Source organism: Glycomyces algeriensis, assembly GCF_027622855.1.
GTDB classification, from domain to species: domain Bacteria; phylum Actinomycetota; class Actinomycetes; order Mycobacteriales; family Micromonosporaceae; genus Glycomyces; species Glycomyces algeriensis.
In genome coordinates, this window is record NZ_JAPZVR010000002.1 from 451,495 (window position 1) to 468,408 (window position 16,914).

General features: G+C 70.0%; 14 protein-coding genes. 9 read left to right on the forward strand and 5 right to left on the reverse strand.

The features are described from left to right. Positions 1–89 precede the first annotated feature (89 nt). Positions 90–1,232, forward strand: a complete 1,143-nt coding sequence (locus O2L52_RS05340) for a hypothetical protein (RefSeq protein WP_270114297.1) — start codon at positions 90–92, stop codon at positions 1,230–1,232. 59 nt (positions 1,233–1,291) lie between these two features. On the opposite strand, the gene O2L52_RS05345 is transcribed toward O2L52_RS05340, so the two are convergent. Continuing rightward, entirely contained in the window at positions 1,292–2,251 is a 960-nt protein-coding gene (locus tag O2L52_RS05345; RefSeq protein WP_270114298.1) for an ROK family glucokinase, read from the reverse strand. Positions 2,252–2,580: 329 nt separating this feature from the next. On the opposite strand from O2L52_RS05345, the gene O2L52_RS05350 reads away from it, so the two are divergent. From O2L52_RS05350 to O2L52_RS05360, 3 genes are read left to right on the forward strand one after another with little or no spacing between them, the layout of a single operon-like run. Further along, the gene (locus tag O2L52_RS05350; RefSeq protein WP_270114299.1) at positions 2,581–4,389 is read left to right on the forward strand and encodes an AMP-dependent synthetase/ligase; all 1,809 of its coding nucleotides are present in this window, start codon (positions 2,581–2,583) and stop codon (positions 4,387–4,389) included. Positions 4,390–4,402: 13 nt separating this feature from the next. Continuing rightward, positions 4,403–6,148 (forward strand): sensor histidine kinase, encoded by a 1,746-nt coding sequence (locus tag O2L52_RS05355; protein ID WP_270114301.1) that lies wholly within the window; start codon positions 4,403–4,405, stop codon positions 6,146–6,148. 53 nt (positions 6,149–6,201) lie between these two features. Continuing rightward, entirely contained in the window at positions 6,202–6,873 is a 672-nt protein-coding gene (locus O2L52_RS05360) for a response regulator transcription factor (protein ID WP_205324017.1), read from the forward strand. 266 nt (positions 6,874–7,139) lie between these two features. On the opposite strand, the gene O2L52_RS05365 is transcribed toward O2L52_RS05360, so the two are convergent. Beyond that, positions 7,140–8,276: a glycosyltransferase family 4 protein gene (locus O2L52_RS05365; RefSeq protein ID WP_270114302.1), complete on the reverse strand. Its 1,137-nt coding sequence runs from the start codon at positions 8,274–8,276 to the stop codon at positions 7,140–7,142. A 128-nt stretch (positions 8,277–8,404) separates the two neighbouring features. Between O2L52_RS05365 and O2L52_RS05370 the strand changes: the two genes are divergently transcribed. After that, positions 8,405–9,835 carry an NYN domain-containing protein gene (locus tag O2L52_RS05370; protein ID WP_270114303.1) on the forward strand — a complete coding sequence of 477 codons (1,431 nt, stop codon included), beginning with the start codon at positions 8,405–8,407 and terminating at the stop codon, positions 9,833–9,835. 21 nt (positions 9,836–9,856) lie between these two features. Here the strand turns inward: O2L52_RS05370 and O2L52_RS05375 are convergent, their stop codons facing one another. Continuing rightward, positions 9,857–10,291, reverse strand: a complete 435-nt coding sequence (locus O2L52_RS05375; protein ID WP_270114304.1) for an RDD family protein — start codon at positions 10,289–10,291, stop codon at positions 9,857–9,859. 281 nt (positions 10,292–10,572) lie between these two features. Here O2L52_RS05375 and glnA point away from each other — a divergent pair, with 281 nt between their 5' ends. The 3 genes from glnA to O2L52_RS05390 all read left to right on the forward strand — a co-directional run bounded on the left by glnA (position 10,573) and on the right by O2L52_RS05390 (position 13,117). Beyond that, complete coding sequence (glnA, locus tag O2L52_RS05380) at positions 10,573–11,997, forward strand: type I glutamate--ammonia ligase (protein WP_270114305.1); 1,425 nt, start codon at positions 10,573–10,575, stop codon at positions 11,995–11,997. Between the two features lie 119 nt (positions 11,998–12,116). Beyond that, on the forward strand, positions 12,117–12,812 hold the full coding sequence (locus tag O2L52_RS05385; protein ID WP_270114306.1) for an AzlC family ABC transporter permease: 696 nt from the start codon (positions 12,117–12,119) through the stop codon (positions 12,810–12,812). Further along, positions 12,809–13,117: an AzlD domain-containing protein gene (locus tag O2L52_RS05390; RefSeq protein WP_270114307.1), complete on the forward strand. Its 309-nt coding sequence runs from the start codon at positions 12,809–12,811 to the stop codon at positions 13,115–13,117. Before O2L52_RS05385 ends, O2L52_RS05390 begins: the two co-directional genes overlap by 4 nt. Before the next feature lie 104 nt (positions 13,118–13,221). On the opposite strand, the gene O2L52_RS05395 is transcribed toward O2L52_RS05390, so the two are convergent. Continuing rightward, a complete protein-coding gene (locus O2L52_RS05395; protein WP_270114308.1) occupies positions 13,222–14,325 on the reverse strand; it encodes an LPXTG cell wall anchor domain-containing protein in 1,104 nt (367 codons plus the stop codon). Between the two features lie 240 nt (positions 14,326–14,565). Next, complete coding sequence (locus O2L52_RS05400) at positions 14,566–15,675, reverse strand: substrate-binding domain-containing protein (protein WP_270114309.1); 1,110 nt, start codon at positions 15,673–15,675, stop codon at positions 14,566–14,568. A 327-nt stretch (positions 15,676–16,002) separates the two neighbouring features. On the opposite strand from O2L52_RS05400, the gene O2L52_RS05405 reads away from it, so the two are divergent. Beyond that, entirely contained in the window at positions 16,003–16,914 is a 912-nt protein-coding gene (locus O2L52_RS05405; RefSeq protein WP_270114310.1) for an MBL fold metallo-hydrolase, read from the forward strand.

Below are 16,914 nucleotides of genomic sequence, written 5' to 3' on the forward strand. Positions count from 1 at the left end.
CGGCGCCCCGCCCGCTATGATCCCATTAAATCGATTCATATCGATGTCTCAATTGAATCGTTTCATCGGACCAATGCACAGGAGCACCAATGTCCCTCGCACCGACGCGAAGACTCCGCACCCTCCTCGCCACCGCCACCGCCGTCCTCGCGGGCGCCGCAAGCGCTGTCACCTTCCCGGTACTCGACAGCGTCTTCGAACCCCACGCCGCCGTCGCGCAGGCCGCCTGCGGCGCCAACTCCCCGCACGCCACGGTCACCGGCTCCAGCGGCGCCTACGTCACCAGAGAGGGCTCGACCACCGTCTACTCCGGCGGCGACTACCGCGCCGCCGTCCAGGCGGGCGTCGACACCATCTCCAGCGGCCAGCGCGTCGCCGTGATGGCCTCGGGCAACATCGGCGCCAGCACCATCACCATCCAGAGCGGCAAGACCTTCGAAGGCTGCGGCATGATCACCGTGGGCAACCGCTCCGGCCGCGGCGCGATCGAGGCGATCAACACCACCGACGTCAACATCGCGTACCTGAAGATGAGCGGCAACCCGTACTTCGGGCTCCGGTTCTCCGGGACCAACGGCCTGAAGCTGGGCGACATCGACCTCACCCTCAGCGGCGGCCTGGGCATCCGCTTCGACCGCGACGCCGCCTGGAACTACAACGTGACCATGAACGACATCTACGTGTCGGGCGCGGGCAGCCACGCGGTGGAGACCTGGAACATCGACGGGTTCAACATCACGCGGGTGACCGCGCGGAACGTCGGCGAGTCGGGCCTGTTGATCCAGAACTCGCGCAACGGCTGGGTCGGCACGGTCGACGGCAGCAACGTCGGCGCCGGGACCGGCTACGCCACGTTCCGGATGGCGAACACCAACGGGCGGCTGGCCAGCGGCTCGTACAGCACCAACATCTGGGTGGACAACGTGATCTCCCGGGGCGGCGGGCGCGGGATCTTCTGCGTCTCGCAGTCCGGCGGGGTGGTCATCAAGAACGTCGACCTGGCGAGCAACGGGAACAACTCGGTGCTGATCGAGAACTGCTACAACGTGTCGATCAGGGGCGGGACCGTGAACGGGGGCGGCGAGGTGCGCCTCGCGGCCCGCACGGAGTTCGCGAACAACCGCGACATCTGGATCACGCTGACCGTGAACAACACGTCCGTGCGGGAGTCGCCCTGCGGCGAGAACACCAACTGGACGCTGAGCGGCAACGGATCGCGGAACATCTGCTGACGCTCAACGCAGAGCAGGGCCGGAGCGGCTGCTCCGGCCCTGCTGCGCGTTTAGTGTCCTTAGGGGACGATCTCGCGGTGGCGGGCGAGGTCGGACGCGCCGATGACGCCGGCCTTGGAGCCGAGTTCGGCGGCGCGGACCTCGGCGACCGGGATGCGGTCGCGGCTGGCCAGGGCCTCCTTGTAGTGCTTGCGGATCGGGTCGAGGAGCAGGTCGCCCGCGTCCACGACGCCGCCGGCGATGAGGATGACGCCGGGGTCGATGAGGTTGACCATGTCCGCGGCGGAGTTGCCGAGGTAGAAGCCGATGAAGTCGAAGGCGCCCAAGGCGACCTCGTCGCCCTGGCGGGCGGCCTCGGTGACCTGGCGGCCGGTGATCGACTCGGGGTCGCCGCCGGCGAGTTTGAGGAGGACCGCGGCCTTCTCGGGGTGCTCGGCGGCGCCCTCCTGGGCGGCCCGGGTCAGGGCCCGGCCGGAGGCGTACTGCTCGAGGCAGCCGGTGCGCCCGCAGCCGCATTCGCGGCCGCCGGGCATCACGGAGCGGATGTGGCCGATCTCGGCCGCGACGCCGTTGGTGCCGCGCAGGAGGTTGTCCTTGACGACGATGCCGCCGCCCACGCCGGTGCCGATCGTGTAGAGCACGGAGGAGCGGTGGCGCTTGGCGGCGCCGTACTTGTGCTCGCCCCAGATCGCGACGTTGGCGTCGTTCTCGACGACGACGGGGAGGTCGATGGCCGCGGCGACCTTGTCGCGCAGCGGCTCGTCCTTCCAGGAGAGGTTGGGGGCGAGCATCACGGTGGAGCGGTCGGAGGAGATCCAGCCCGCCGCGCCGATGCCGACGGCTTCGACCTCGCGGCCGGCTCGCAGCTCGTCGACGACTTCCTTGACGGCTTGGATGACGCCGGAGGTGTCGTCCGCTGGGGTGGGGCGCCGGGACGTGGCGAGGACGTTGCCGTCCTCGTCGACGAGGCCGCCGCCGACTTTGGTGCCCCCGATGTCGACCCCGATAGTCAGACTCACTGCTGTACCCTCCAGCGGTTCACGGTTGAGGCGTGGGATGCCGCGCGACGCTGCGGGCCACCGAGGACTTTACAGCGCGATGACCTGGAGATGAAATCGGCCGTTCCGTCCCACTCGGCGAAGGTATCACCGGCCGCGAGGGGAAAGGGTCGCTTGAGTGACAGTCCCGCAACGTGCGTTCGACGGTCCCGCCCCTGCTCCGCTAAGCTGCCCTTAGCATCATGGTCTGCCTCACAGTCCCTCTTCCATCGGAAGTTGACCCACCGGTAACATGAGCTGTGAGCCACTTTACAAAGCCGTGAACATGGCGTCTTGAACGGAGCCTTTCCATGCGCGAGTTCGCCGTCCCCCCCGTGGTGACTGTGCCCGACGAAGACAACACCCTCTCCGCGCTGTGGGACGCGGCCGAGAACCACCCCGCCTCGATCCTCTTCATGCGCACCTTCGACGACGGCGCCACCTGGCAGGACGTCACCTCCGTCGAGTTCCGCGAGCAGGTCGTCGCCGCCGCCAAGGGCCTGGCCGCCGCCGGGATCCAGCCCGGCGACCGGGTCGCCCTCATGTCGGCCACCCGCTACGAGTGGACACTCCTCGACTACGCGATCTGGGCCGCCGGCGCCGTCACCGTCACCATCTACGAGACCTCCTCCGCCGACCAGGCCAAATTCATCCTCGAGGACTCCGGCGCCGTCGCCGTGATCGTCGAGGACGCCGAGATGACCGCGATGGTCGAAGGCCTCGGCACCCAGGTCAAGCACGTGTGGACCATCGACGGCGGGGCGCTCGACGCCCTTGGCGCACTCGGCGCCGACGCCGGTATCGACATCGAGGAGCGCCGCACCTCCCGCAAGGCCGACGACCTGTGCACGATCGTCTACACCTCGGGCACCACCGGCCGCCCCAAGGGCTGCATGCTCACCCACCGCAACCTCCTGGCGGACATCCGCAACGTCATCCCCGAGGTGCCCGGCGTCCTCTACGACGGCGCGCGCATGCTGCTCTTCCTCTCTCTCGCCCACGTGCTCGCCCGCATCCTGCAGCTCGCCGGCATGGAATCGCGCACCACCATCGCCCACGCCGACCGCACCAAGCTCACCGCGGTCATGCCCGTGGTCAAGCCGACCACCCTGCTCGCCATCCCCCGCGTGTTCGAGAAGGTCTACGCCGGGGCGTACCAGAAGGCCGTCGACGGCGGCAAGGGCCACCTCTTCGAGAAGGCCACCGCCTGCGCCAAGGAGTACAGCCGCGCCCTCGACAAGCCCGGCGGGCCCGGCCTGGGCCTCAAGCTCCGCCACAAGCTGTGGGACGTGCTCGTCTACACCAAGATCCGGGCCGCCATCGGCGGCGAGTGCCGCACCGCGGTCTCCGGCGGCGCCGCCCTCGGCCCCGAGCTCGGCCACTTCTTCCGCGGCGTCGGCGTCACCATCTACGAGGGCTACGGCCTCACCGAGACCTCCCCCGTGCTCTCGCTCAACCTCGAGACCGCCATCAAGGTCGGCTCCATCGGCCGCCCCACCCCCGGCACCGCCCTCCGGGTCGCCGACGACGGCGAACTCCAGGCCAAGGGCCCGCAGGTCTTCCCCGGGTACTGGAACAACGACGCCGCCACCGCCGAGGTCCTCGACGCCGACGGCTGGTTCTCCACCGGCGACATCGCCGAGATCGACGACGACGGGTACGTCACCATCACCGGCCGCAAGAAGGACATCATCGTCACCGCGGGCGGCAAGAACGTCGCCCCCGGACCGCTCGAGAAGATCCTCGACGCCCACCCGCTCATCGCGTACGCCATGGTCGTGGGCGAGGGCCGCCCCTACATCGGCTGCCTCATCTCCCTCGACGGCGAGATGGTCCGCGACTGGCTCTCGCGCCACGACAAGGACCCGCAGACGCCCATCAGCGACCTCACCGACGACCCCGAGCTGCGCGCCGAGCTCCAGGCGAAGGTCGACGAGGCCAACCTGACCGTCTCCCGGGCCGAGCAGATCAAGCAGTTCCGGGTCATGCCGGTCGAACTCACCGAGGACGCCGGGGAAATCACCCCGTCGGTCAAGGTCAAACGACACGTCGTCATGGAAAAATACTCAAGCGAGATCAACGCGCTCTACGACACGGCGAAGGCGCAACGAAACGAGTAAGCGAGGTGCCCGTATGGGCGATGAGGCGGTGCTGGAGCGCCAGTGGCGACTGCCCGCCGTCGCGCTGCGGGGCGTGCTGTTCGCGCTGGTCGCGGTCTTCGGATGGGCCTCTCAAGGGCTCGCCGACGCCTTGACGTGGTGCGGCATCCTCGCCCTCGCGGCGCTGCCCGGCGTGGTCCTCCCCCGGCACCGGCTCCTGGCACCCGCTGGGCAGGTCGCCGAGGTCGCCGTCGTCGTGCTCGGCACGCTCGCCACGGACGGCCTCCCCGCCTGGATGCTGCCCTACCTCATCGCGCCGTTCGCCACGGCCGCGTTCGACGCCGCCGACCAGACCGGCGACGACCGGTACAGCCGCATGCGCGCCTGGGGCCCGCCCGTGCTCGTCGCCGTCGCCGCCGTCGGCCTCATCGCCCAGACACCGCGCATCTCCGCCTACGACCGCGGCACCTACGTGACGACCGTGGCCGTGGCGCTCGCCTTCGGGCTCGCCTCCGCCGTCGGCGCCTGGTGGCTGCGCCGCTCCCGCTCCTCCGACCTGCACCACTCGCAGCTGCCGTACGCCGAGGCCGCGGCCCTGCTCACCCAGTTGCGCGTCGTCGCCCGCCAACTCCCCGGCTCCACACTGGACCCTGGCGGGATCGCCACCGAGATCGTCGACACCGCCTCCCGCATCCCCGGCGTGGCCCGCGCCGCCGTGCTCTCCGCGGCCTCCGGCCGGCGCCTGGTCGTGCTCGCCCAGCACGCCGAGGAACGCGTCGACTGGGAGACCTCCCCGCAGCTCAACTCGCTCCTCGCCGACGCCTGGGCCGGCCAGAAACCGCAGGCCGGACAGGTACCGCTGTCGCGTTCCACCCAAGGGCCCGTGGCGTCCCTGGTGATCCCGCTCGTCGCCGAAGGCCGCACCGTCGGACTCGTCGCGATCGAGTCCGACGACCCCGCCGCGTTCGGCCCCGAGGCCATCACCGCCGCCGAGGACCGCACCAAGGGCGCGGCCCTGCGCCTGGAGACCGCGCTCCTGTTCGAGGACGTGCGGTCCATGGCGACCACAGAGGAGCGCCAGCGCCTCGCCCGCGAGATCCACGACGGCATCGCCCAGGAGCTGGCGATGCTCGGCTACGGCATCGACAACGCCATGGCGATCCTGCCGCCCGAGGCCGGGGAGGCGAAGGGCGAGCTGGAGGACCTGCGATCCGAGGTGACGCGGCTCGTGACCGAGCTGCGGTTCTCCCTGTTCGAACTGCGGTCGAACGTCGACCGTCAGGGCGGGCTGGCATCGGCGATTGCGGACTATGCTCGTACTGTGGGCGCTTCCGCCGGCCTCAGGGTGCACTTGTCGCTCGACGAGGGCGGGGCGAGGCTCCCCGCGAGTACCGAGGCCGAGCTGCTGCGGATCGCGCAGGAGGCGATCACGAACGCCCGCAAGCACGCCCGGGCCGAGAATCTGTGGGTGACGTGCGAGGTCGACCCGCCTTACACGCGCATCGAGGTGACCGACGACGGCCAGGGCCTCTCCGGTGAGGCCTCGGAGGGGCGGTACGGGCTGGCGATCATGAGCGAGCGGGCGGAGCGGATCCGCGGATCACTGGAGATCCGGCCGCACCAGCCGCACGGGACGACGGTGGCCGTGGTGCTCAACGCGGGCGCGCGCCCCACGCCCCGGGCCGAGACGCCCCGCCCGGGCTCGGCGGCCTGGGCGGCCGCCGACCGCACTTCGAGAACTGAACAGCAGGCCCGACGGCCCGACCGCGACAAGAACTGAAGGCTTGCGAGCCGGTTCGAGTGGCCGTGGCAGCCAATGAGGAGAGAGACGACATGAACGCTGAGGCGCAGGAGACGACCGGTCAGACGACCGTGCTCATCGTCGACGACCACGACCTGATCCGCAAGGGTCTCCGGCATGCCTTCGACCGCGACCCGGAGTTCGAGGTGGTCGGCGAGGCCGACACGGCCGCGGACGCGCTGCGGCACGCCGCTTCCCTCATGCCCTCCGTGGTCATCATGGACCTGCGCCTGCCCGACGGCTCGGGCCTGGACGCGACGCGCAAGCTCCGCAAGGCGCACCCGAACATGGGGATCGTGGTGCTGACGATGTACGCGGGCGACGACCAGCTCTTCGGCGCTCTGGACGCGGGCGCTTCGGCGTTCGTGCCGAAGTCGGCCCCGGCGAACGACGTGGTCTCGGCGGCGCGGCACGCGGCGGCGAACCCGACGGCGTTCAGCGCCGCGGACCTGGCCGAGGCGATGCAGCGGCGGCTGACCCCCACGGGCCCGCAGCTCTCGCCGCGCGAGTCGCAGGTGCTGAAGCTCCTCGCCGACGGCCTGTCGGTGGCGGGTATCGCGAAGCAGCTGTACGTCTCGGAGTCGACGGCGAAGACGCACATCTCGAAGCTCTACGAGAAGCTCGGCGCGGGCAACCGCGCCCAGGCCCTCATGACCGCCCTGAAGCTCGGCCTCCTCGAAGCCCCCGACCAGCCGAAGTTCTGAGCGGGGCGGCCGCCCCGGCCGCTCCCCCGATCACCACTCCCGGGCGGCTCCTGCGAGCCGCCCGCTTCTCGCCGTCCGCACTTCCCCGCCCACGAACTGAGGCGCACCTTGCTGACCTGCGACGACGCCGGGATGTCGGACCCTTGTGGGAGCATCGTCCTTTTCGGTTGGTCGGAGGTGGATGCGGGTGGGAAGGGGCATGCCCTACGCCGCCGGCGGCCACGCCGCGACAGCGGTCGGAGCCGCCCCGGCCGCACCCGCTCGGCTCAGACCGTCTCGCCGTAGAGCATGCCCTCGAGCCTGCCGGCCTGGCGGTCCCAGGTCCATTCGCTCAGGGCCCATTCGCGACTGGCCTCGCCGAGTTTTCGCGCCAGCGAAGGATCGGCGAGGACCTGCGCGAGCCGGAACGTGATCTCGCCGAGGTCGCGGCCGTCGACCACCCACCCGGACTGGTCGTGCAGCACCGTGTCCGGCGCGCCGCCCGAGTCGCCGGCGATCACCGGCAGGCCGCACGCGGCCGCCTCCAGGAACACCGCGCCGAGCCCCTCCACGTCGAGGCCGCGGCGGCGCGTGCGGCACGGCATCGCGAACACGTCCCCGGCCGCGAAGTGCGCGGCCAGCTCGTGCTCGGGCACACCGCCGGTGAAGACCACCTGCTCCCCCACGCCGTGCATCCGCGCGAGCGCGCGCAGCCGCGCCTCGTACGGGCCCTGGCCGACGATGAGGAGCCGCACGTCCGCGCCCACCTGCTCGCGCACATGCGGCAGCGCCGCGATGAGCATGTCCTGGCCCTTGCGCGGCACGAGCCGCGAGACGCACACGATCACCGGCAAACCCTGGAGGCCGTGCCGTTCGCGCACCGGTGAGCCGTCCACGCCGGGGTGGAACGTCTCGGTGTCGATGCCGAACGTCAACTGCTCCAGCCGGGTCAGGTGCCCGGCGACCGGCGCGATGCGCCGGTGCGTGTAGTCCCCCAGGTAGGTCATGACGTCGAGCGATCCGGCGATGCGCCGCAGGGCGCCGCGCGTGCCGGGCATCATCGCCCAGCCGACCTCGTGCCCGTGGGTGAGGGCGATCGCGCGCTCGATGCCGGTGTCGTGCTTGAGACCCGCCGCGAGCAGGCCGAGAGGGGCGGCGGCGCCGAACCAGACGCGGTCGCAGCGGTGCTCGCGGGCGACGGCGGTGACGGCGCGGGCGACCCGGGGGGTGGGCACGAGCATCGCGCTGCGGTCGCGCACCACGGTGAAGGGCTGGACGGCGTCGAACTCAGCCCAGCCGGGCGAGGTCGAGGTGTAGACCACCAGGTCGTCGGAGGGCAGCCGCAAAGCCATGCCGTGCACAAAGGTCTGTATGCCGCCCCGGCGGGGCGGGAAGTCGTTCGTCACCAGCAGCGTCCGGCTCATCATGACCCCCTACATGATCCGACCAGTCTGACACGCGGGCCCGGACGTGCGCTGCGATCCGCATGACCGGGGGTGAAGACCTGCGGTCGGCAGTCCCCGCATGTGACGGCGGTGGCACACTGGTGCCTATGTTGAGCGGCCAGGAAAGCGGCGACGAAGGCCCTGAACCGACGGCCTCCGGAGACGGGGGCGGTGCGGACGGGGCGTCCGAAGAGGACCCCGCCGAACCGGGGGCCGGGCCGTCCGGCGGTGCCGCAGCGGACGGTGACGGACCGGCGGTGTTCCTCACGGAACCGGTGCGGCGCAGGGCCGTCGAGATCGCCGCGGTCGCCATGCCGGGGCTCGGCCAGGGGAAGGTCCCGGCCCGGCTCCGACGCTTTCTCAAGTTCAGTCCGGTCAAGCGGGCGAAGCTCGCGAAGCCCGAGCTCGTGGTCGCACTCGCCGCCGACGCCGCGTTCCGCGAAGGGCTCGCCGAGGTGCTCACCGCGACCGATTCGCCGCTGATCGCGGCCATCGCCACCGGCGGGGAGGTCTCGCCGATGGCCGATCCGGCCGAGGTCGCCGCGCTCGCCTACTTGATCCGGCCCGAGGGCTGGCGCGACCTCATCGCGACCGCGACCCAGGCCGTGGCCGAGGCCCCGGAGGCCCCGGCCGTCGAGACCGGCGCCGAAGTCGACGCGAAGCGGTTGGCGTCGTTGGAGAAGGAGATCGGGAAGCTCCGCGCGGCGCTCGCCGAGCAGCGGTCGGCCGCCGCGGTCCTGCAGGAGGAGCTGCGGCGGGCCCGCCGCGAACTGAAGGAGGCCGAGGACCGGGCCGCCAAGGCCGCCGGGGACCTCGCCGCCGAACGGGGCCGGCTCAAGCACCTCGACACCGAGCGCCGGTCCGAGCGCCGCCGCATCGAGGCGGAGGTCGAATCGTTGAAGGCGCAGCTCGAACGCGTCCGCAAGGCCGACAGGGAGCACGAGCGGCTCACCTCGGCCCGGCTGTGGCTGCTCCTGGAGACGCTCTCGGGCACGGCCACGGGCCTGCGCCGCGAGCTCGGCCTCGAACCGGTCGTGGAGCGGCCCGCGGACTACATCGCCGACGAGCTCTGCGACGAACCCGAGGAGCGCACCGCCGAGGGCTCGCGGGGCCTCGACCAGACCGACCCGCAGCGCCTCGACCACCTCTTGTCGCTGCCGAACCCGCACCTCATCGTCGACGGCTACAACGTGACGATCTCGGCCTGGGGCGAGACGCTGACGCTCGAGCAGCAGCGCAACCGGCTCGTGCAGGGTCTGGGAGCGGTCGCGGCGCAGACGAACGCCGAGATCACCGTGGTCTTCGACGGGGCCGACGCGATCTTCGGCGCCAAGCCGAACGCCCGGGGTGTGCGGGTCCTGTTCAGCGCCAAAGGGCAGATCGCCGACGACGTGGTGGTCGAACTTGCGCGGGTCGAGCCCGAGGGCCGGCCGGTCGTCGTCGTCTCCTCCGACCAGGAGGTCGCCACGCGGGTCCGGCGCGAGGGCGCCTACCCGGTGCCGTCGCCGCTGCTCGTCCGCTGGCTGCAGCGGAGCTGACGCTCGCGGAGCGACCCGGGCTCACGCCCGGCGCGGTGGCACTTTCAGCATCACCGAGCCGGCGGCGAGGTCGTGCAGGCCTCGGTGGTACGGGTGGGCCAGCGCCGTCAGGGCCGGGAGCAGGAGCGAGAGCAGCACCGCGCGGACCAGGGAGCGCAGGAGGCCGATCGGGCCGCCGTGGTCGGCCGAGACGCACGCGATGCGCATGAGCCACATGCCGAGGGTCTGGGTGCCGAAGGCGAGCAGGGCGGTGCAGTAGGCGGCGAAGAGCAGTGCTCGCAGGAGCGCCTGGCCGAAGGGGTCGGCGGTGACGAGGTCGAGCCAGCTGAGGCCGATCGCCAGGACCGTGCAGGCCATCCAGTCGATGAAGAGTGCGACGAACCGCGCACCGAGGGTCGCCAGATCCTGGCCGGAGCCGGTGGTTTGGGGGGTGTTCGCACCGCGTTCGCTCGTCATGGCGCGAGTCTACGGGTCGGCCCGAAAGATGGCTTGTGCACCGCCCTGAGCAGTGGTTTCGGTCAATGTAGAACAGACTCGAACAACGCAAGTAACACGCACGAAACATTTGATTTACGGTGGGGCAATTGATCGCGGTTAGCGTTTCGCCTAATAAGCTTAGGCGTCGACAGCGAGGTCGGCCAGCCCGGCGAAGCTTGCGAGCCGGCCCTGAGTACGGCTGACGGGGGAACCGGCCTTCCCGGACCCGGCGGCACTCACCTACCGAGAGGAATACCTTCGTGTTCTCCAGCCCTGAAGAGCTCCTCGGCTACGTCCGCGACAACGACGTGAAGTTCATCGACGTCCGCTTCTGCGACCTGCCCGGCGTCATGCAGCACTTCAACATCCCGGCCGAGTCCTTCGACGACGACCTCCTCGAGGAGGGCCTCGCGTTCGACGGCTCCTCGATCCGCGGCTTCCAAGAGATCCACGAGTCGGACATGCTCCTGCTGCCCGACGTGGCGACCGCGTTCGTCGACCCCTTCCGCGAGCAGAAGACCCTCGCCCTGAACTTCTTCGTCCACGACCCCTTCACCCGCGAGGCCTACAGCCGCGACCCGCGCAACGTCGCGAAGAAGGCCGAGCAGTACCTGGCCGGCTCCGGCATCGCCGACACCGCGTACTTCGGGGCCGAGGCCGAGTTCTACATCTTCGACTCGATCCGCTTCGACCAGACCGCCAACCAGGCGTTCTACGAGATCGACTCGATCGAGGGCGCCTGGAACACCGGCGCCGACGAGCCGGGCGGCAACCTCGGCTACAAGCCGCGCCACAAGGGCGGCTACTTCCCGGTCGGCCCCGTCGACCACTTCGCGGACCTGCGCGACCGCATGGTCACCAACCTCATCGAGGGCGGCCTCACCATCGAGCGCGCCCACCACGAGGTCGGCACCGCGGGCCAGTCGGAGATCAACTACCGCTTCGACACCCTGCTGCACTCGGGCGACGACGTCCAGAAGTTCAAGTACATCATCAAGAACACCGCCACCCAGGCGGGCAAGACGGTCACGTTCATGCCCAAGCCCCTGTTCGGCGACAACGGCTCGGGCATGCACACCCACCAGTCGCTGTGGGCGAACGGCGACCCGCTGTTCTACGACGAGACCGGTTACGCCGGCCTCTCCGACACCGCCCGCCACTACATCGGCGGCCTGCTCCGGCACGCCCCGAGCCTGCTGGCCTTCACCAACCCGTCGGTGAACTCCTACCGCCGCCTGGTGCCGGGCTTCGAGGCCCCCGTCAACCTGGTCTACTCGCAGCGCAACCGCTCGGCGTGCACCCGCATCCCGGTCACCGGTTCGAACGCGAAGGCCAAGCGCGTCGAGTTCCGCGTGCCGGACCCGTCGAGCAACCCGTACCTGGCGTTCTCGGCCATGCTGATGGCCGGCCTGGACGGCATCAAGAACAAGATCGAACCGCCGGCGCCGGTCGACAAGGACCTCTACGAGCTTGGCCCGGAGGAGTACGGCGACATCCAGCAGGTCCCCGGCTCCCTCGACGCGGTGCTCGACAACCTCGAGGCCGACCACGACTTCCTCACCGAGGGCGGCGTGTTCACCCCGGACCTGATCGAGACGTGGATCTCCTACAAGCGCGAGAACGAGATCGACCCGATCCGCCTCCGCCCGACCCCGCACGAGTTCGACCTGTACTACGAGGTGTAACAAGGCTCGGGCCCGCAGGGCCTGAGTTCTCTTCGCGCAAGGGGCGCGACCGGTGTGACGCACCGGTCGCGCCCCTTGAACGTTTGTTCACCCGGCCGGGCGCGAGGGATACTCGCCCGGTGCCTCCCCGCTTCATCCCCGAACGCGACCGGGGTGTCTTCCGCGACGCCCTCGCGATGTCGATCGGCATCTGCATAGTCGGCGTCTCCTTCGGTGCCCTGGCCACTTCGGCCGGGCTGCCCTGGTGGATCCCGGTCGCCATGTCCTTCCTGACCTTCGCCGCCACTTCGCAGTTCGCGATGCTCGCCGTCGTCATGGCCGGCGGCGGCGTGATCGCCGGTCTCGCCGCGGGCGTGCTCGTGCACCTGCGGCACATCCCCTACGGCCTCGCCGTGGGGAACCTCTACTGGGACAAGTGGTGGACGCGGCTGCTCGGCACGTTCATGCTCATCGACCAGTCCACGGCGTTCGCCCTGGCGGCCGGGGACGACCGGCGGCGCGCCAAGGCCGCCTACTGGATCACCACGCTGATCATGTTTGTCGCCTGGAACCTCGGCACCGTCATCGGCGTCCTCGCCGGCGGCTTCATCCCCGACCCGGACGTGTTCGGCCTCGACGCCGCGTTCCCGGCGCTCCTGCTGGCGCTGGTGATGCCCGCGCTGAAGGACCACGACACGCTCCTGGCCGCCCTGGTCGGTGCGGCCATCGCCGCCGCGACCGCACCGTTCCTGCCCACCGGCATCCCGGTCCTGCTGGCCCTCATCGGGCTCCTGGCGACCTGGCCGCGCCGCAAGCCGAAGGAGGACGCGGCATGACCATGACCGCAGTGCTCGCCCTCGCCGTCGGCGTCTTCCTGGTCCGCCTCGCCGGGCCGCTCATGCGCAGCCGCATCAACGTCTCCGAGCGGTCCGAGACCCTCATGAAGCGCGGCGCCATCGTGGTCCTCGCGGCCCTCGTGGTCACTGGCGCGCTGTTCGCCGACGGCGGCTTCGCGGGCTGGGCGCTCCCCGCCGGGGTCCTGGTGGGCGGCCTCCTCGCCTGGCGCCGAGCGCCGATCCTCATCGTGGTCGTCGCGGCGGCCGGCACGACGGCTCTGCTCCGGCTCGGCGGGATCGCCTGAGCGGCAGCGACACCGACGAAGTCCTCGCGCTGAGCGCACGAAACGGGGGCCGCGCGATTGCGCGGCCCCCGTTCGTCAAGACCTGCAGTCAGGCCTTGCGGGTTCTACCAGTCCTGCGCGGCGCGGCGGCGACGCATGATCAGGAAGATGGCGGCGGCGGCCACGATGAGCGCGGCGGCCGAGCCGATCATGATCGTCATCGAGCTACCGGTGGTGGGCAGCTGCGGCTGAGCGGACGGGGTGCCGCTGGGCGAGGGGGTCTCCTCGTCGCAGGGGGTCCACCACACGTCGCCGTAGACGGAGTCCTTCGGGGTCTCGACGTAGTAGCTGGCCCAGACTTCCTCAGCGCTGTCGATGGCGACGGGCACGACCACGGACTCACCGGGGTTGAGCTCGTGGACGATGGCGTCCTCGCTGAAGTCGGTCCAGATCTCGAAGTACGTCGGCTCGCCGTCCTCAGGGACGGTCAGCGTGAAGGTCAGGCCCTCGCAGTCGGACTCCACAGCGATGTAGGAGCACAGCTCCTTGTCGTACCACTCGAAGGTCTCGATCAGCTCGCCGTCGACGAGCACGTCGACGGAGAGGCCCGCCTCGAGGTCCTCTACGAAGAAGTACCAGCCGAAGCCCTCGTCGACCTCGGGGGTGTAGCTCTCCTCTTCACCGTCGCTGGAGACGAAGGTGAACTCGGCGAGCGCTTCCGGGTTGGTGTTGTTGGCCCAGACCCAGATGCCGACGCAGTCAACGTCGCTGTCGATCTCGAAGCCCGGCTCGGGCTCCTCGGTCGGCTCGCAGCCGCCCTCGGGCTGGGAGACGATGTAGGGCTGGCCGGTCTCCTTGACGCCGTTGGACCACTTGGACGTGAGCGTGAGGCTCACGGACTCGACGTCGGCGGCCACGACCTGCTCACCCTTGAGGGTGTCGGTCGAGCCGTGGGCGGGGAGGGGCGCGCCTGCGGCGAACAGGCCGCCGGAGACTTCGCCGTCGACGGTCCAGGACTCGACCGCTCCGGTGAGCCCGTCTTCGCGGCCCCCCCAGGTGCCGTCGGTGGCTTCCCAGGTGACAGTCCAGCTGCCGTCTTCGTTGCACTCGGAGGTGCCCCAGTAGTCGGAGTGGTGGGCTTGGGCGGCGGACGCGAAGGTGACCGCTCCTGCGAGGCCGAGGACGACGCTACCGCTCAGTCCCAGCACCCGCTTGAGGGTACGGTTCATGGTTCTCCTAAGGATGGCAATTGCTTTGGGGGATTCGGAGCCGCGCGGCCGAGGGTGTGAGCGCTCGTCCGGCTTCGGCAACTTACCAAAGGAGACACGCCCCCGCACGAGGAGAGGTCGCATAACGATCGCATAACGGGACGACTGCGATCGGCAGTGGCGCAACGGAACCGAGTGGACACAGCGAAACGGCCGGGCTTTCGCCCGGCCGTAGCCGTTTTGTCCGTCCGATTCGGGGGATCAGCCCTCGTCCTCGGGTGCGTTGTCGATCGCTTCTTCGGTGGCGTACGCCGAGTCGACGACGACCTCCTTGTAGTTCTCCACGGTCACGTCGACCGGCTCGAGCAGGTAGGAGGGGATGAACTTGAAGCCGTTGTCGTACGTGCCGAGGTCGTTCACGTCGGGGGTCGAGCCGCCGACGATCGTCTTCACCATCTCCACGGCGACCTCCGCGAGCTGGCGGGTGTCCTTGAAGACCGTCTCGGTCTGGCCGGTGCCCTCCTTGATCGCCTTGAGGGAGCGCAGTTCGGCGTCCTGGCCGGTGATGACCGGGAAGTCGTCCGATCCGGGCTCGAAGTCGGCGTCGACGAGCGCCTCGACGATGCCGCGGCTGATGCCGTCATAGGGCGAGAGCACGGCGTGGAGCGGCCGGTCCTGGTAGTGGTCCTCGAGGAGCTGGGCCATCCGGGTCCGCGCGGTCTTGCGGTCCCACTGCTGGGTGGCGGTGGCCTCCTGCTCGGTCTGGTTGGAGGGGACCACGACCGAGCCGCCGTAGATGTAGGGCTCGAGGGTGTCGAGGCCGCCCTGGAAGAAGTACTGGGAGTTGTTGTCGTCAAGGGAGCCCGAGAACAGCTCGACGTTGTACTGCTCGGTGGTGTCCTGGGTGAGGCCGAGCTTCGTGATGATGTGCTTGGCCTGCAGCACGCCGACCTGGTAGTTGTCGAACGAGGCGTAGTAGTCGACGTCCGGAGTCTCGAGGATGAGCCGGTCGTAGGCGATGATCGTGACGCCCTTGTCCTTGGCCTTGCTCAGGACCTCGCCGAGGGAGGTGTTGCCGATGGCGCCGATGATGAGGAACTCGACGCCCTGCTCGATCATCGACTCGATCTGGGCGACCTGGGTGGGGATGTCGTCCTCGCCGTTTTCGAGGATGGTCTTGTAGCCGAGGTCCTGCAGCCGCTTCTCCAGGTCGGCGCCCTCCAGCACCCACCGGTCGGACGTCGTGGTGGGCATGGCGATGCCCGTGAAGCCGGTCAGCTGCTTCGAATCCTCGCCCGCGCCGCATGCGGCGAGCGATACGGCTGCGACGCCTGCCGTTCCGTACAACAGGCCGCGACGACTGAGGTGCATGGGGAAAGTACTCCTTCGTACAGGTGAGGGGGTTCATATCACCCCCGAAACTTACACGAGTGGAAAGCTCGCCAAATCGGGTCATTCCGTGATCGAACCGTGTCCTGGAAGGAGGGACGAAACGGGATTCGGAGGCGCTTCGCGCCCTATTGCCCCGCTGCGTTCAAGGACCGTGCTCGATTATTTCGCGACCATCCGGAACGAACGTAGAACCTGCGGGTAACCCGCTTCCCGGCGGCCCCCGCGCAAAGCGACGGGTCTCGCTCCCACCAGAACGCTGTGATGACCTTCGATGTGTTCGCGCTTCGACCGCATATCATTGCGCGCATGAGTGATCGGTGGATCGATGTGGCTCCGCGCGTGTGGGTGCGGCGGCTGGAGGAACTGGACCAGACCCTGGGACTGGTGATCGGTGACGACTGCTGCCTGGTGATCGACACCGGCATCAACGCCGAGGCGGGGTTCGCGTACGCGACGGCGATCCGCGAGAAGACCGACCTGCCCTGGCAGGTGGCGTACACGCACGACCACTTCGACCACTGGTTCGGGACCTCGGCGTTCGGCGAGTCCGCGATCTGGGCGGTCGGGGACGGCGCCCACTACCTGCGCGTGGGCGACGAGGCGCGCAAGATCAGGGCCGCGTCCTACCGCCGCGAGGGCCGGGAGGAGGAGGCGCGCCGCATCGCCCGCACGAAGCTCGTGCCGCCGAACTGCCGGGTGAGCGGCGCGATCGGGCTGAATCTGGGCGGGCGCACGGTGGTGCTGCGCCAGGTCGGCTTGGCGCACAGCGACACCGACATGGTGATCGAGGTGCCCGACGCGGGCGTCCTGTTCGCCGGGGACCTGCTGGAGAACGGCGCGCCGCCCTCGTACGACGGCGCGTTCCCGTACGAGTGGCCGCAGGCGGTCGAGTACCTGCTGAGCTGGAAGCCCTCGGTGGTGGTGCCGGGCCACGGCGACCCGGCGGACTACTGGTGGGCGCGCGCGCAGGCGCGGGACCTGGCCGAGGTGGCGCGGATGTGCGGCGAGGTGGCGCAGGGGTTCCTTACCGAAGAGGAGGCGCTGGCGCACAGCCCGTTCGGCGAGGCGCCGATGCGCGCGGCGCTCGACCGGTGCAAGGCCCTCACCCCTCCCCCGCCGCCGGAGCCCGCAGTGCCGGCGGCGCAGCCGCAGACGCCGCCGCCACCGGTGATCGTGTACGACGTCTTCGACTACAGCGTGGACCTGACGCAGCGCTGA

What these genes read in the sequence shown, in the direction of transcription:
- O2L52_RS05355 (WP_270114301.1), top strand. Translation starts at nt 4,403, where the DNA reads ATGGGCGATGAGGCGGTGCTGGAGCGCCAGTGGCGACTGCCCGCCGTC.
- O2L52_RS05390 (WP_270114307.1), top strand. Translation starts at nt 12,809, where the DNA reads ATGACCATGACCGCAGTGCTCGCCCTCGCCGTCGGCGTCTTCCTGGTC.
- O2L52_RS05400 (WP_270114309.1), bottom strand. Translation starts at nt 15,675, where the DNA reads ATGCACCTCAGTCGTCGCGGCCTGTTGTACGGAACGGCAGGCGTCGCA.
- O2L52_RS05405 (WP_270114310.1), top strand. Translation starts at nt 16,003, where the DNA reads ATGAGTGATCGGTGGATCGATGTGGCTCCGCGCGTGTGGGTGCGGCGG.
- O2L52_RS05370 (WP_270114303.1), top strand. Translation starts at nt 8,405, where the DNA reads ATGTTGAGCGGCCAGGAAAGCGGCGACGAAGGCCCTGAACCGACGGCC.
- O2L52_RS05360 (WP_205324017.1), top strand. Translation starts at nt 6,202, where the DNA reads ATGAACGCTGAGGCGCAGGAGACGACCGGTCAGACGACCGTGCTCATC.
- O2L52_RS05365 (WP_270114302.1), bottom strand. Translation starts at nt 8,276, where the DNA reads ATGAGCCGGACGCTGCTGGTGACGAACGACTTCCCGCCCCGCCGGGGC.
- O2L52_RS05340 (WP_270114297.1), top strand. Translation starts at nt 90, where the DNA reads ATGTCCCTCGCACCGACGCGAAGACTCCGCACCCTCCTCGCCACCGCC.
- O2L52_RS05375 (WP_270114304.1), bottom strand. Translation starts at nt 10,291, where the DNA reads ATGACGAGCGAACGCGGTGCGAACACCCCCCAAACCACCGGCTCCGGC.
- O2L52_RS05350 (WP_270114299.1), top strand. Translation starts at nt 2,581, where the DNA reads ATGCGCGAGTTCGCCGTCCCCCCCGTGGTGACTGTGCCCGACGAAGAC.
- O2L52_RS05395 (WP_270114308.1), bottom strand. Translation starts at nt 14,325, where the DNA reads ATGAACCGTACCCTCAAGCGGGTGCTGGGACTGAGCGGTAGCGTCGTC.